This is a genomic window from Cryobacterium glaciale (genome assembly GCF_004402535.1).
GTDB lineage: Bacteria > Actinomycetota > Actinomycetes > Actinomycetales > Microbacteriaceae > Cryobacterium > Cryobacterium glaciale.
In genome coordinates this window covers 68,708-83,338 of the sequence record NZ_SOEY01000030.1, presented here as the reverse complement: position 1 = coordinate 83,338, position 14,631 = coordinate 68,708, and the positions used below count along the sequence as shown (strand labels likewise).

General features: G+C 67.0%; 8 protein-coding genes. 3 read left to right on the top strand and 5 right to left on the bottom strand.

Annotated elements, in window-relative coordinates:
- Positions 1-120: 120 nt before the first annotated feature.
- The 3 genes from fdhA to E3O06_RS14830 form a co-directional block, all read right to left on the bottom strand.
- Positions 121-1,338 carry a formaldehyde dehydrogenase, glutathione-independent gene (gene fdhA, locus E3O06_RS14840; RefSeq protein WP_134504155.1) on the bottom strand — a complete coding sequence of 406 codons (1,218 nt, stop codon included), beginning with the start codon at positions 1,336-1,338 and terminating at the stop codon, positions 121-123.
- A 181-nt stretch (positions 1,339-1,519) separates the two neighbouring features.
- Positions 1,520-3,598 (bottom strand): PhoX family protein, encoded by a 2,079-nt coding sequence (locus E3O06_RS14835; protein ID WP_134504154.1) that lies wholly within the window; start codon positions 3,596-3,598, stop codon positions 1,520-1,522.
- A gap of 126 nt (positions 3,599-3,724) precedes the next feature.
- Complete coding sequence (locus tag E3O06_RS14830; protein ID WP_134504153.1) at positions 3,725-4,906, bottom strand: glycerate kinase; 1,182 nt, start codon at positions 4,904-4,906, stop codon at positions 3,725-3,727.
- Between the two features lie 255 nt (positions 4,907-5,161).
- On the opposite strand from E3O06_RS14830, the gene E3O06_RS14825 reads away from it, so the two are divergent.
- Together E3O06_RS14825 and E3O06_RS14820 are read left to right on the top strand one after the other, a co-directional pair.
- Positions 5,162-5,434 carry a hypothetical protein gene (locus E3O06_RS14825; protein WP_092111863.1) on the top strand — a complete coding sequence of 91 codons (273 nt, stop codon included), beginning with the start codon at positions 5,162-5,164 and terminating at the stop codon, positions 5,432-5,434.
- The gene (locus tag E3O06_RS14820) at positions 5,431-8,928 is read left to right on the top strand and encodes a DNA polymerase III subunit alpha (RefSeq protein ID WP_134504152.1); all 3,498 of its coding nucleotides are present in this window, start codon (positions 5,431-5,433) and stop codon (positions 8,926-8,928) included. Before E3O06_RS14825 ends, E3O06_RS14820 begins: the two co-directional genes overlap by 4 nt.
- Before the next feature lie 53 nt (positions 8,929-8,981).
- On the opposite strand, the gene E3O06_RS14815 is transcribed toward E3O06_RS14820, so the two are convergent.
- The gene (locus E3O06_RS14815) at positions 8,982-11,273 is read right to left on the bottom strand and encodes a transglycosylase domain-containing protein (protein ID WP_166788228.1); all 2,292 of its coding nucleotides are present in this window, start codon (positions 11,271-11,273) and stop codon (positions 8,982-8,984) included.
- Positions 11,274-11,457: 184 nt separating this feature from the next.
- On the opposite strand from E3O06_RS14815, the gene E3O06_RS14810 reads away from it, so the two are divergent.
- Positions 11,458-12,552, top strand: coding sequence for a carboxylate-amine ligase (locus tag E3O06_RS14810; protein ID WP_134504150.1), 1,095 nt, complete (start codon positions 11,458-11,460; stop codon positions 12,550-12,552).
- A 303-nt stretch (positions 12,553-12,855) separates the two neighbouring features.
- Here the strand turns inward: E3O06_RS14810 and E3O06_RS14805 are convergent, their stop codons facing one another.
- Positions 12,856-14,532 (bottom strand): flotillin family protein, encoded by a 1,677-nt coding sequence (locus E3O06_RS14805; protein ID WP_134504149.1) that lies wholly within the window; start codon positions 14,530-14,532, stop codon positions 12,856-12,858.
- Positions 14,533-14,631 lie beyond the last annotated feature (99 nt).

Below are 14,631 nucleotides of genomic sequence, written 5' to 3'. Positions count from 1 at the left end.
CGTACCGGGCATGCTCAGAACACCGGTTCTAAGCGGATGCTGATGGTCGCCACCACGGGAATGGCCCGGCCGGGAGAATTCCCGGGCCGGGCCATCCGCTAGTGCCGTTAGGCAGTTCTGCTAACCCTTGACGTATCCGTTGGGGTTCAGCACGTACTTCGTCGCAGCTCCCGCGTCGAACTCCTTGTAGCCGCGCGGGGCATCCTCGAGGCTGATCGCCTGGGCGTTGACTGCCTTGCCGATCTGCACCTTGTCGTGCAGAATCGCCATCATCAGTTGGCGGTTGTACTTCATCACCGGGCACTGGCCGGTCGTGAAGGACAGGGACTTGGCCCAGCCGAGGCCCAGCCGAATCGACAGCGAACCCACCTGGGCGGCCTTCTCCTTGGCGCCGGGGTCACCCGTGACGTACAGGCCCGGAATGCCGAGGGCACCACCGGCCGCGGTGATCGTCATGAGCGAGTTGAGCACTGTGGCCGGAGCCTCGTGGTCGGAATCCTTACCGTGGCCACGCGCCTCAAAGCCCACGGCGTCGACACCGGCGTCGACCTCTGGCACGCCGAGGATCTGTTCGATCTGCTCCCCCGGCTCCCCCTTGGTGAGGTCGATGGTCTCGCAGCCGAAGCTGCGGGCCTGCGCCAGGCGTTCCGGGTTCATATCACCGACGATGACGACGGCGGCGCCGAGCAGCTGCGCCGAAACCGCCGCAGCGAGACCCACCGGGCCGGCTCCGGCGACGTACACCGTGGAACCGACGCCGACACCGGCCGTGACGGCACCGTGAAATCCGGTTGGAAAGATGTCGGAGAGCATGGTGAGGTCCATGATTTTTTCGAGCGCCTGGTCCCGGTCGGGAAACTTCAGCAGGTTCCAGTCGGCGTAGGGAACCAGCACGTACTCGGCCTGTCCTCCTACCCAACCGCCCATGTCGACATAGCCGTAGGCGCTGCCAGGGCGGTCAGGGTTCACGTTGAGGCAGATGCCGGTCTTGCGTTCCTTACAGTTGCGACAGCGACCGCAGCTGATGTTGAACGGCACCGAGCAGATGTCGCCGACCTTGATGAATTCGACATCCGGGCCCACTTCGACCACTTCGCCGGTAATTTCGTGACCCAGAACGAGGTCACTCGGAGCGGTCGTGCGACCCCGCACCATGTGCTGGTCGGAGCCGCAGATGTTGGTGGTCACGGTCTTGAGAATGACTCCGTGGGGCACCTTACGTCCCACGTTTTCCGGGTTGACGCCCGGCCCGTCTTTGAGTTCGAAGCTCGGGTAATCAATGTCGATGACCTCGACGACACCCGGGCTCTTGTAGGCAACTGCTCTGTTCCCCGTCATGAACTACCTTTCTCGGTTTTCTTCGCGGTGCAGGCCGATCGACCTTCTCCGCGGTGGGTGAGCGCTGCCGATTCTGACTGCAGCCCTTTCACTCCACCACGATTCCTAGAAATTACAATCAGCCAACTCCCAGTTCGTGACCCCCGTTCTGGCCTATAGAACGACCAGAGCGGGGAGCGACTCAAGGCTTCCAGACCTGCACAACGGATGGCCGCGGCCCGGCCCACGCGCCAGCCGGCGCGACCGCCCCCAGCGCAACATAGTCCGGGAATCGGCTGGCCTGGGCAGCCCAGCTACCGTTCTCCCCCGGGTGCTGCACGGCCACGTAGACCATCGACTGCTCCGAGCGGATGACCGGCCCGCACGTCTCAGCCTGGCGCGGCACCGCGAGGAACTGCTGCACCCGCCCACGCTCGGGGCCGGTGAGCGGAACCTTGAACAGGCCGTCGCAGAAGCCGATCGTGCTCGGTGCGCCGTCGGTGGAGATCCACAGGTTACCCTCGGTGTCGAAGGCCACATTGTCGGGGCAGGAGATGGGCGACACCTTCTCGCTCGGGAAACCGGCGAAGTAAGTGCTCGTGTTCGTCTTCGGGTCACCGCAGACGAGCAGCAGGTTCCAGTCGAACGTCACGGAGGTGGCGTCGGATCCGGTTTCGGTGATCTCCACGATGTGGCCGTCGCGGTTGATCGCGCGGGGGTTGGGCTCGGTCGCGCCCTCCTTGCCTGGCAGGCCGCGATCGGAGTTGTTGGTGCAGGCGACGTAGATCTTGCCGGTCACCGGGCTCGGCTCGACGTCTTCGCAGCGGTCCATTTTGGTGGCACCGACGGCATCCGCTACCAAGCGAGTGTTCACGAGCGCATCATCGGTGCTGAAGCCGGGCACCTGGCAGACGCCGTCGATGACGAGAGCCACCCACTGGCCGGTGCCGTCGAACAGTCCGTCAGCGGGCAGTTGACCGGTGCCGGTGATCTCGGCGGCCGGAGAGTTGCCGGCGAATCGAGCCACGTAGAGGGAGCCCCTGGTGAGCAGGGCCTTGTTGTGCAAGCGGGCCTTCGGGCTCTTCTTCTTATCGAAGCGGTCGTGGGAGACGAACTTGTAGAGGTAGTCGAAGCGTTCGTCATCGCCCATGTAGGCGGCGACATGGCCGGTCTTTCCGACGATCACGTTGGCACCCTCGTGCTTGAATCGGCCGAGGGCCGTGTGCTTGACCGGAGGCTCGTTCGGTGCCTCCGGGTCGATTTCCACGATCCAGCCGAACCTGTTCGGCTCGTTCTCGTTGCCGGCGATGGTGGCGTCGAAGCGGTCGTCGATCTGCTCCCAGAGCCGACCGGTAGGGCGGTCGGCCAGGCCGTAGCGGGCATCCGCCGGGCTGGTGCCCTTGGTGCGGAAGTAGCCGTTGAAGTTCTCCTCGCCGGAGAGCACGGTGCCCCACGGCGTGGTGCCACCGGCACAGTTGCCGAGGGTGCCGAGCACGGTGCGGCCGGTCGGGTCGGCCTTCGTCTTCAGCAGATCGCTGCCGGCGGACGGACCGGTCACGGTGAACGGGGTGCTCGCGGTAATGCGCCGGTTGAGGCGGTGGCCCACGCGGTAGGTCCACGGCGAGCCGGCGCGCTTCCGTTCGAGGGCGACCACGGACATGCCGTGGGCCATCATGGCGACGCGACGCTGCTCATCCGCTTCGGCCGGTGTGGCGGCGGGCGCGAACATGATGTTCTCGTTGGTGTACTCGTGGTTGGTGACGAGGACGCCGCTTCGCCCCTTGCGGTCCTCGAGAATGTCGAGGTAGTCATTGTTGTAGCCGAACTGGAGTGCCTGCGACGCGGCCGTCTGGTGCGTGGGATCGAAGGTGTCGGTGGCGGCGAACAGCGGGTCGCCCCAGCGGATGATGGGGTTCCAGGAGTAGCCGGCGGGCACCGAGAAGGCGTCGACGGCGGCCGGAACCGGGGCGATCGGCGTGAACGCGAGGCCGCCGCCGGCCGGGCCGCCCGGTGCGGCCAACGCGGGAGCGGTCTGGCCGGACCCGAGCACGATCGCCGCAGCGCCGACGCCCACGCCGACGAGCAGCGAACGGCGGCTCAGGGCAGCGCCGACGATGTCGCGAAAGTAGTCGTTCGCGCTCTCGTTGGGCACCGGGTGGAAGCAGGCATCCGCACACTTGAGGTGGCAGGTGACGGCGCTGCGCTTGCCGAGGGTGTGCCCCTGCATGGGAAGCAGCGGCAGCAACGGACGACCAGCGGCGGTGGATTCACGGTGCAGCATTGGAGTGCTCCTCAAACAGGTGAGCCCCGAACTGGGGTGGAACCACACTCCCCCCGTTACCTCTCCGGCGTGAAACCGCCCGGTGTCCCGGCAGTGAACCGCACATGAACGCTCGGGGCGCCAGCGCTACCGGCTCCAGCGGGAATGGAGAAAGAGCGCGACGGCGTGCGCGGTGGTCGCGCGCACGCGTTCAGCGGCGTGCGTCTGCAGGTCGTCGAGGGTCGCCGGCCCGCCGGCGATCGAGAAAGCGGCGGTAACACCGGATGCCGCGGTGTCGGCCGCAGGCAACGCCACCCGGCCGGCGATGACGACGACCGGGCATCCTGCCGGGGCCAGGCGTGCAACGGCCACGGGCACTTTGCCGCCGAGGGATTGGGAGTCGAAGCTGCCTTCGCCGGTGAGCACGAGGTCGGCGGAGGCCAGTGTGCGGGCCAGGCCCACGGCATCCGCTACCAGGGTGCTGCCGGGAACCAGCTCGGCGCGAAGCAGCGGCACGAGGGTGGCTGGCATACCGCCGGCCGCTCCGGCGCCGGGCCGGTCGAGCATGTTCTCCCCGGTTTCGGCGAGCATGAGGGCAGCGAGGTGGGCCAGGCCAGCATCGAGCTCGGCCACGTCCCGTGGCTGCGCGCCCTTTTGCGGGCCGAACACGGCGGCAGCGCCGGCGGGGCCGCAGAGCGGATTGTTCACGTCGACCGCCACGCGCCAGCGCACCACGCTGGCGTGCGGGTGCAGTCCGGCCAGGTCGATCGACGCGATCCGGGCCAGGCCGGCACCGCCAGGGGCCACGGGCACCCCGACGTCATCGAGAAAACGCACGCCGAGTGCGGCGAGCAGACCGGTTCCGCCGTCGGTACTGGCGGAGCCGCCGACACAGAGCAGAATCTCGTCGACCTGCTGGTCGAGCAGTTGGCGGGCGAGCAGGCCGATCCCGAAGGTGTCGGCGCGCTGGGGCTGGGGCGGGGCATCCGCTACCAGGGGCAGTCCGTTGGACTCGGCCGCTTCGATGAGCCCGATGCGCCCGTCGGTGGAGGTGGCGTAGCGAGCCCGGCGGTCGCGACCGAGCGCGTCGACGGTGAGCATGGTGCGGGGCAGGGCGCCCCAGACGGCCGCGATGGCATCGAGGGTTCCCTCGCCGCCGTCGGCCATCGGGCAGAGCGTGAGGCGAAGGTCGGGCCAGCCGAGCGCCAGGCCGGCGTCGCGGGCACCGTCAGCCATGGCTGCGGCGGCTTCGGCCGCGCTGAGACTGCCCTTGAACGAGTCCGGCGCGATGACTATGGAGAGCGGCTTCACTGCCGGGTGATCGTGCATTGGTTCAGGCTAGCCCCGCTACGACCACCACACGAACGGATGCCGCCCGTCGTCTTCACAGCATTCGCCCGTGGCGCATGTCGGTGGTGTGACATACACTTTTCACATAGAAGATTTATTCTATAAATTTCGATCTCAACGACATACTGTTCGAACTTTGTAGCATATTTTTTTCTTCCCGTTCATTTATGTGACCAGACCAGCATTTTTCTGAACAGCCCAATATTTTCGCCTTCTCAGACCAGGGAGCCCGCCTTGCCCCACATTATTGACGCTCCGGTTGACGTTGAGCTCTCCGCCGACGGCGACCCGCGCGCGTTCATCTGGAATCGGTTTGAACACACCGTCATCGGGCAACCGCAGGCCGTGTTCAAACGCACCCGGTGGTGGGAGAACGAGGGGATCCCCACCCGCATCGACACCGAGCTGTGGCGACTCGACGCGAGCCGTGGCGGCGAAGAACAGCACCGCTACGACCTGCGCCGCGGAACGGACGGGTCCTGGACTTTAGCAATGGACTGGGGATGACCAGCACGCTGGGGTCAGCAACAGCGGGCACGGCCTTCGCGCACCTGCACGTCGCGAGCGCTTACTCGACCCACTATGGCGTGACGCTCCCCGAAGTCCTGGCCGAGCAGGCGGCCGCGCAGGGTGCGAGCTTTCTGGCCATCACCGACCGTGACGGTCTCTATGGCGCCGTCAAGCACGTGCGCGCCTGCGTGAGCGCGGGCATCAGCGCCGGGTTGGGTGCCGACCTCGCCGTACACGACGAGGAATATCGCTCGCTCGGCCGGGTGGTCGTGCTCGCCCACGGTCACACCGACGGTCGCGGCTACGCCGCGCTCTGCCGCGCGGTCAGCGCCGCCCACAGCGCCGACCGGGACGCCGTTCAGCACGCCCAGCACGGTGCGGCCCAGTACGGTGCGGCCCAGTACGGCACTGCGAGTCACGGCGCTACCGGGCCGAGTATTTCGCGCGCCCGGCTGGCCGACCTGGCCGGTCTCGCCTCGCTCACCGTGCTGCTCGGCCCCGACTCCGACGTGGGTCTCGCTGTCGGCAGGCGCGACAACACGGATGCCGCGGCGCGGCTCGCCCACTGGCAGCGCGCCCTGCCCGAAGGTGCTCTGGTACTCGAAATCGTCTGTCACCTCGCCGAGAGCGGTACCGTCGGCAGTGTGACCCCGGCCACGCGCCTGCTCGCCCTCGCCGAGAACGCCGGGCTGCCAGCGGTGCTCAGCAATGCCGTGCGGTACGGGACCCCCGACGAAGCGGTCACCGCCGACCTCGCTGACGCCGCGCGTTTTCTGCTGCCGCTCGCCGACCTCGAAACCCCGCAGACCAACGGCCAGGCCTGGCTCAAACCGGCCGGAATGATGCGCCAGGTGGCCCGCATGGTCGTCGATGCGGGCCTGCACGAAGACGGAGCACTCGACCGACTGCTGCGTGATACCGAGCAGCTCGCCGATCGCTGCCGCCTCGACCCGGTGAGCGACATCGGCCTGGGCCGCCCGCGCATGCCGGAGGCGCGCATCATCGGCGTCACCGGCGACCCGGTCACCGAACTCTGGCGGCGTGCCCGAAGCGGCATCGCCGACCTGTACTCTGCGCGCGGTTCGCGCGCGGTCGACGCCGCCCACGCCCAGCTCGCCCACGAGATGAAAACGGTCGAGCACCTCGGCTTTGCCAGCTACTTCCTCACCGTGTCGCGGGTGGCCGACATCATTCGCGGTATGGGCATCCGTATTCAAGCCCGCGGTTCGGGGGTCGGTTCGGTGCTCAACTATGCGCTGCGCACGTCTTCGGTCGAACCCATCGCGAACGGGCTGCTCTGGGAACGTTTTCTCTCGCCCGAACGTCAGACCCTGCCCGACATCGACATCGACGTGGAGTCGGCCAGGCGGCACGACATCTACCGCGAGGTCTTTCGCGCCTTCGGCAGCGACCGGGTCTCGCTCATGTCGATGACCAACGCCTACCGCGGCCGCGGCGCCGTGCGTGACGCCGGTCTCGCCCTCGGCCTGCCCGACGCCCAGATCAACGTGATCGCCAAGCAGATGTGGCGGTTCAACGCCCGCGACTTTCGCCGCGCCCTCGAGGAGAAGCCCGAGCTCGAGGCCCTCGCCGCCGAGGTGCGCGAGTCGCAGCAGCTCGACCTGCTGGTCGACCTCACCGCCCGGCTCGACCGGCTCCCCCGGCACATCTCGGTGCACCCCTGCGGCGTGATCCTCTCCGACGCGAGCCTGCTCGACCGCACCCCGGTGCAGGCGAGCGGCATGGGACTGCCCATGTCGCAGTACGACAAACACGACATGGATCCGATGGGGCTCATCAAACTCGACATTCTCGGCGTGCGCATGCAGTCGGCGATGGCCCACGCCGTCGAAGAGCACCACCGGCTCACCGGCGAGAGCATCGACCTCGACCGGGTGCCGCTCGACGATGCGAAAACGTTCGAGCTCATTCGTTCCACCCGCACCCTCGGCATCTTCCAGATCGAGTCGCCCGGCCAGATGGAGCTCGTCGGCAAGCTGCAGCCCGAGGTATTCAACGACCTCACAGTGGAGATCTCACTGTTTCGCCCCGGCCCGATGAAGAACAACATGCCGCTCAAATACCTGCAGGCCCGGCACTGTGAGGTCTTCCCCGACTACATCCACCCCCGGTTCGAGCCTATTTTGCGCGAAACCAACGGCGTCGTCATCTTTCACGAACAGGTCATGCGGCTGTTCGACGAGCTCACCGGCTGCGGCCTCGGCAAAGCGGATGTCTTTCGCCGCCACCTGGGTAAGCCGGAGCAGCTCCCCCAGATCGAGGAGTACCTGCGCGAGAGAGCCCTCGCCCGGGGCTTCAGCGTGAAGGTCATCGACCAGATCTGGACGGTGTTGGCCGGGTTCGGCAGCTTCGGCTTCGCCAAAGCGCACGGCGCAGCCTTCGCCCTGCCCACCTACCAGTCGGCCTGGCTGAAGACCCACCATCCGGCGGCTTTTCTGGCTGGGCTGCTCACCCACGACCCCGGCATGTGGCCGAAAGACCTCATCGTCGCCGAAGCCCGGGTGCTCGGGGTGCCGGTGCTCCCCCTCGACGTGCAGTCCAGCGCACTGGACTACCGGGTGGAGGATCTCGCCGACGGGAGCCAGGGCATCCGTTTGGCGCTGCCGGAACTGGTCGGCAGCACGGAGGCCGAGCGGGCGCGCATTGCCCGGCACCAGCCGTTCAGCTCGCTGCAGGACTTTCGGGACCGGGTGCATCCGCGGCGGCGCACCTTCGAGGCGCTCGCCCGGGTGGGCGCCCTCGACACGTTCATCGGCTACGACCGGACCAGGCGGCACGAACTGCTCGCGCATATCCAGTCGCTGCGCGGCACCGCCGTCGTGATTCGCGCCGACCAGCTCGCCTTTGAGGTGGAACTGCCGGTGCCGCAGTACTCGGGCGACCGCGCCGGTGCCATCACGTCGCTCGAACTGCGCGGCCGCACCCAGACCGATCTGGAGCTGCTCGATCTGAACCTGGCCGTCGGGTCCCACCAGATGAAGCGCTTTCACGCCCTGTTCAAGGAGCTCGGGGTGACCCCGGCGAGCGAGCTCGGCAATCTGCCCGGCGGCACCGAGGTGCTGCTCGCCGGGGTGCGGCGGGCCACGAACACCCCGCCGATGCGTGGCGGCCGCCGGGTGGTGTTCATCAGCCTCGACGACGGCACCGGCCCGGTCTCCAACGTCGTGTTCTTTCACGACGCGCAAGAGAGGGTCGGCGGGCAGGTGTTCCAGACCAATTACATGCTCGTGCGCGGTCGCACCCGGCGTTCCGGAGCTCGCGGCGTGTCGGTGACCGGAGAAAACCTCTGGAACCTGTTCGACGTGGCCCGCCAGGTCAAGGAGCGGCATGCCGTTGAGCGCGCCGCCGCGGAGGAAGCGGCCAGCGCGACCGCCTACGCGGCTGAACTCGCCGCGCATCCGTTGATAGAGCACTCCTCATCGAGCCCCGGTGGCACCCTGCACCAGCTCAATGCGGCGCAGAGCGCCTGACCGTGTCAGTGCCGGTGCCAGTGCCGGTGCCGGTTGCAGTGCTGGCTGCGGCGCTACTCGCCGGGCGGGGCAGGAACCGCGTCGGGCGGGGCGGGTGGCGCCTCGGGAGGCGCAGGCGCGGCCGGCGGGGCGGGTGGCGCCTCGGGAGGCGCAGGGGCTGCCGGCGGGGCCACGACCACGGGCGGCGGAATGTACTTGGGAGCGAGCTCCTCGAAGGCGTCACCGCCGTACTTGGCATTCACGACCGACATCACGACCGGCCACATGCGGTGCCGCGCCGTCGCGATCTGGTCCCGTCCAAAGTACTGCCGCCGCTGGCTGAGCGTTCCGGTCAGGCTCACCACGGCGACCACCGTCGCCACCTTGGTGCTCGCGCCGCTCATCCAGGTGTCCTTGGCACCATCCGTTGTGCCGGTTTTGCCGATCATCGGCACCGACGGTCTCGTGTTCGCATTCGATTGTTGCCCGGTACCTCCCGTCATCACCCGGCGCATGGCATAGGCCATGCCGGCGGCGACCGTGGAATCCACCGACTGCGTGCAGGTCGACGGCGGCACCGGAATCTCGACCCCGCTCGGGCCGACAATGCGGTCGATGGCGATCGGCGAACAGGTCACCCCCTTGTTGGCGATGCCCGCGAACGCCACGGCCATGGTAAGCGGCGCGATCTCATTGGTGCCGATAATGGATGCCGCGGTCTGCGACAGCGCGTTACCGTCGGCCCGGTGCACCCCGAACGCCTCTGCCGTCTTGCGAATGCCGCACAGGTCGAGCCGCTTGGCCATTCCGATGAAGCCGGTGTTGATCGAGCCGACGGTGGCCTGCAGCGCACTGTAGTTGGCGCCGGACTCGTTCGCGTCGTTCCGCGGGTTCCAATTCTGGCTGTTGTAGTTCTGCGGGCCGAGGCAGCTGTCCTGAAAAGTACCCCAGTTGGCTTTGCGCCTCGAGTCGACGCGCTCGTTGAGCGAATGGCCCTCCTTGAGCCACTCGGCCAGGGTGAACACCTTGTAGGTCGACCCGGGTTGAAACCCGCTCGACCCGCCCTCGGCGTAGTCGGTGGCGTAATTGATGCCGGTGTAGTTGGCCCCGGTCGCCTGCACGGCCGGATCCTGGCTGTAGTCCTTGTTCTGGGTCATGGCGAGCACCCGGCCGGTGCCGACCTGCACGCTCGTGATGACCGCGCCCACATCACCGCCGGCGTAGACCTTGGGAACCTGCTGGTTCATCGTGGTCACGGCCGCGTTCTGCACGTCGAGGTCGAGGGTCGTGTACACGTCGTAGCCGCCGCGCCGAAAGTTCAGCATGCGGGTGGCGGCATCGGCGCCGAAAGTGGGATCGGTCTGCAGAATCTTGGTCACGTAATCGCAGAAGAACGCGTTGGCTACCGCGGTCTGGCAGCCCGTGCTCGGTTCGGTGATGACGGGTTCGACCGGAGCCACGACCGCGGCGTCGTAGTCGGCTTGGCTGATCTTCTGGTACCGCAGCATCTCGCGCAGAATATAGTCGCGGCGCTGCTTGTTGGCGGCATAGCCGTTGGCGGCCCCGTTGGTCTCGCTCGCGGGCTTGTCGAGCTGAAACTTGACCGGATTGTTCACGATCGCCACGAGACTCGCGGCCTGGATCAGGGTCAGATTGGCCGCTGTGGTGTTGAAGTAGTAGTTGGCGGCGGCCTCAATGCCGTAGACGGTGCCGCCGAAGCCGGTGATGTTGAAATACTGCTGCAGAATGTCGTGCTTGCTGTACTTCTTCTCGACCCCGATGGCGAGGCGCATCTCTTTGAGTTTGCGGTCGGGCGTGGTCTTGGTCGCTGCGGTGTAGCAGGCATCGTGTGCACGCTGGTCGGTGAGCAACTCGCATTTCTGCACGAGTACGTTCTTGACGTATTGCTGCGTGATGGATGACCCGCCCTGGGTTTTTCCGCCGGCCACCGTCGTGGCCGTGGCTCGCAGGGTGCCCTGCAGATCGACCCCGCCATGCTCGTAGAACCGTGGGTCTTCCCCGGACACCGCGGCATCCTTCGCGAACTGGCTGATCGCATCCCACCCCACCTCGATGCGGTTTTGATCGTAGAACGAGGCGAGCAGTTCGACGGTTCCATCGCTGCGGGTAGCGAAAATGTCGCTCTTTTGGGACAGGGTCTCGATGTTGACATAGCCCGGCAGGTTTTCGAACACCGAGATGGTGTTGGTGGCCGCGAGACCCGAGAGCGCCACGACCGGGGTCACCGACACGGTCACGAGAACGCCGGCCGCCGCACTCATGGCAACGAAGCCGAGCATCCCGCCGAGAGCTCCGTGGAATGTGCGCCGCCACGACTGGGCCGCGCCGGTTGGAACCTCGGTCACCTGCACCACATTTACCCCCAGCTGAGTCCGTCCAGTGCGAGAGCCAGCGCCTGCACAAGGTTCGTAATTGAAAGTCATGTTAGTCACATGCGAGCGCTCATGGGGTCGGCTGGCCGATCTGAGAATGTATCGGCTTGATACCGGTTTCTCAAGTAGTATCCGGTGAAAGTGCTGGAGGTGGTGAATGCGAACGTTCGGCATTGAAGAGGAATTCATCTTTCTCAAGCCCTCAACCCTGCAGCCGGCGAACGTGGGCGACGATGTGCACGCCGAGCTCCTCGGACGCTCCCCCGTGTCGCGGTTTATCAGCCACGAGTTTCTGGCCTCACAGATCGAGCGGTCCACGCCGGTCTTTGATCGGTTTGAGCAGGCATCCGCTGATCTGCTCGCTTTTCGGTCGCGGCTGGCCCGCGCCGCCCTCAACCGAGGAGTGCTCGCCGCCGGCGTCGGCGCACCGTTCCAGACCGAGGGCTGGCCGGAGGTGACCAATGTGAAGCGCTACCACACCGTCGAGACCGAGTTTCGCGGCCTGGTTCCCGACCACCTCATCAATGGGCTGCACGTGCACGTCGGCATTCCCGGCCGGGAAGCCGGAGTGCAGGCACTGAACCGGGTGCGGGTCTGGCTGCCGACACTGCTCGCGCTGGCCGTGAATTCGCCGTTCTGGCACGGCGCCGACACCGGGTTCTCCAGTTGGCGCAGCGTGCACATGCGCCGGTGGTCGACGATCGGCTGCCCGCCGATCTTCGCGGATGCCGCCGACTACGACCGTCGAATTCGCCGATTGGTCGGTGTGGGCGGCACCTACGACCTGCGCACGATCTGGTGGAATGCACGGCTGGCCGAGGACCATCCGACCGTGGAGATTCGCGTCTGCGACGCCCAGCTCGATGCGCCGTCGACGCTGCTGCTTGCCGCCCTGACCCGGGCGGTCGTCACGACCGCGCTGCGCGACGGCGAAGCGGATGTCGCCCCCATCGATATCGCGCCGGAACTGCTCGACGCCGGCCTCTGGCACGCTGCCCGCGAGGGAATGGAGTCGACCCTGCTGAACCCGGTGTCGGGAACGCTGGAGAGCGCATCCGCTGTGACGGCCGCGCTGCTGCGTTACGCCGGCGATGCCATCGACGAGGTCGGCAACCGCGATCGCATCGTCGCGTTGCTGGCCCGCACGCAGCGGCTCGGCACCGGGGCAGAACGCCAGCGCGCCGCGATGCGTGCCGGTGGGCAGCCGGCCCTCGCGGCCCTGCTCGGGCGGGCGTTGACCGCGCACGACTGAGCGCGCTTTACCGCTCGTGTGGCTTCAACACCAGCCTGTGGACAGTCTCGGCGGGATTGTAGCAATCCGTTTATCCTGACCTCCGTGTGCATCCCGTCGCGTCACCGCCCTCTGCACAACGTTGCGCTCGGCGCACTTGTACTGACACTTTCGCTAAGCGGATGCGTGGCCACGCCCGCCCCTTCCGGCGCGGCATCGCCGATCGCTGCGGCGACCGCGAGAATCGACCGTGCTCGTGGCCGAAGACTGCAACGCCAACCCTCGCGGCCCCGGTTGCTGACCGGGGCCGCCGACACGAAACCGCTACGGAAGCAGGCGGTCCCCGGCCCTCTTGGGCAGTCGGGCAGCGGCAGCACGGGCGATTGCGATGGTCGCTTCGTCGGCGACAGCCTCGAAGTCGACGCCGCTGATTGAATCAGCAACGGATGCTTCCGCTGCCGATCGCGCCGCTGCCGCAGCGGTCGTCGCCGAGGCAGCTACCGAAGACGGTGCTAACGGTGTTGCTGAAGACCTTGCCGACGGAGCAGACGAGCGCGTGGCTTCTGACGTCGCAGAAACCGATGTTGACGGCGAGCCGGCACCTGTCGGCGAAGCGGATGCGCCGCCGCGAGCCGGCCCGGCGTTTCGCAGCGCGGCCCCGGCAGTGCCGCCGAGCAGCCCGCCGAGCAGATCCTTGATGCCGATGCCCATGGTGGAGCCGAGCACGGCGTCGACCTCGCTGAAGCCCGACGCGACGTTCTTGGAGAGTTGGCTGGCGCCATCCGTTGAAATGACGGTGAGCTGGTCGATGTTGCCCATGGGAGCGGCGAGCTCGTGCGCGATCTGTGGCAGCATCTCGACCAGGCGCAGCTGAATGAGCGCCTCGGACTGCTGGGCCACCGCTTCGGCGGAGAGGCGGGTGGCCGTGGCCTCGGCGGTACCGCGGGCGAGGATGGCGTCGGCTTCGGCCTGCCCCTCGGCACGGGTGGCGTCGGCGTTGGCGACACGACTGTCGCGATCGGCGGTGGCTTTGGCAACGGATGCCTCGGCGGCGGCGATCGCGGTCACCCGGATGCGGTACGCGTCGGCGTCGGCGATGGCGTTGACCTCGGACTCCAGCTCGGCCTTGCGCAGGCTGGCGCGACGCTGTGCGGTGAGTTCCTGCTCCTGCACGATGGCCTGCTGGGCCTTCGCCTCGGCGAGGGGCTTCGATGCGGCGGCTTCAGCGGAGGCTTTGTCGGTGTCGAGCTGTAGCGCAGCCCTGCGCAGGGCGAGCGTGTTCTGCGCTTCCGCAATGGCCTGCTCGGCCGTGATGAGGGCTTCCTGCGACTCACGGTTCGCGACGTGCTCGGCCACCTCGGCCTGGCGACGCACCTTGGCCTGCTCGGCACGACCGATGTCGCGGATGTAGTCGTTCTCATCGGTGATGCCCTTGATCTCGAACGAGTCGACGTCGAGGCCCTGGTTGGCGAGCGATTCGCGCGCGGTGGCGAGCACCGAGCTGCCGAGCTCATCGCGCTTCTGGATGACGGTCATGACATCGGTCGCGCCGATCGAGGAACGCAGCGAACCGCTCAGTACCTCTTGGGCGAACCCGTCGATGTTCTTGTCTTGGCCGAGAAAACGCTGAGCCGCAGCCCGAATCGCGGCGGGGTCGTCGCCGACCTTGACGATGGCGACGGCCTCGACGGAGAGCGTGATGCCGTTGCGGTCCTGCGCGACAGCCGTGATCTCGATCGCCCGGCTGCGCAGGCTGATTTTGAACGCTTTCTGGAAGAACGGGGTGATGAACACGCCCTGCCCGTGCACGACGCGCTGGCCGGATTCCTCGAGCGTGGCACCGTCGACGATGGTCTTGCGGCTCTTCTTGCCGGTGATGATGAGGGCCTCGTCGGGCCCGGCGTTTTTATAAATGGTCTTGGCGTACACCAAGGCGATAAGCAGAACGACGACGATCGTGAATATGATCCCGGGGATCGGGCTGAACAGAAAATCGAGCATGGGGTCCTTCCGAGGAGCCGGGCGCGTACATCCTTTCGGCGATCCGGTCGGGAGACCTCGGCGCCGAGCTGTTCGCCCAGTCTCGCAGGCCACGGCGCG

Excerpts from the sequence above, each read along its gene's own strand:
- fdhA (WP_134504155.1), bottom strand. The coding sequence starts at position 1,338 with ATGACGGGGAACAGAGCAGTTGCCTACAAGAGCCCGGGTGTCGTCGAG.
- E3O06_RS14835 (WP_134504154.1), bottom strand. The coding sequence starts at position 3,598 with ATGCTGCACCGTGAATCCACCGCCGCTGGTCGTCCGTTGCTGCCGCTG.
- E3O06_RS14830 (WP_134504153.1), bottom strand. The coding sequence starts at position 4,906 with ATGCACGATCACCCGGCAGTGAAGCCGCTCTCCATAGTCATCGCGCCG.
- E3O06_RS14820 (WP_134504152.1), top strand. The coding sequence starts at position 5,431 with ATGACCAGCACGCTGGGGTCAGCAACAGCGGGCACGGCCTTCGCGCAC.
- E3O06_RS14810 (WP_134504150.1), top strand. The coding sequence starts at position 11,458 with ATGCGAACGTTCGGCATTGAAGAGGAATTCATCTTTCTCAAGCCCTCA.
- E3O06_RS14805 (WP_134504149.1), bottom strand. The coding sequence starts at position 14,532 with ATGCTCGATTTTCTGTTCAGCCCGATCCCCGGGATCATATTCACGATC.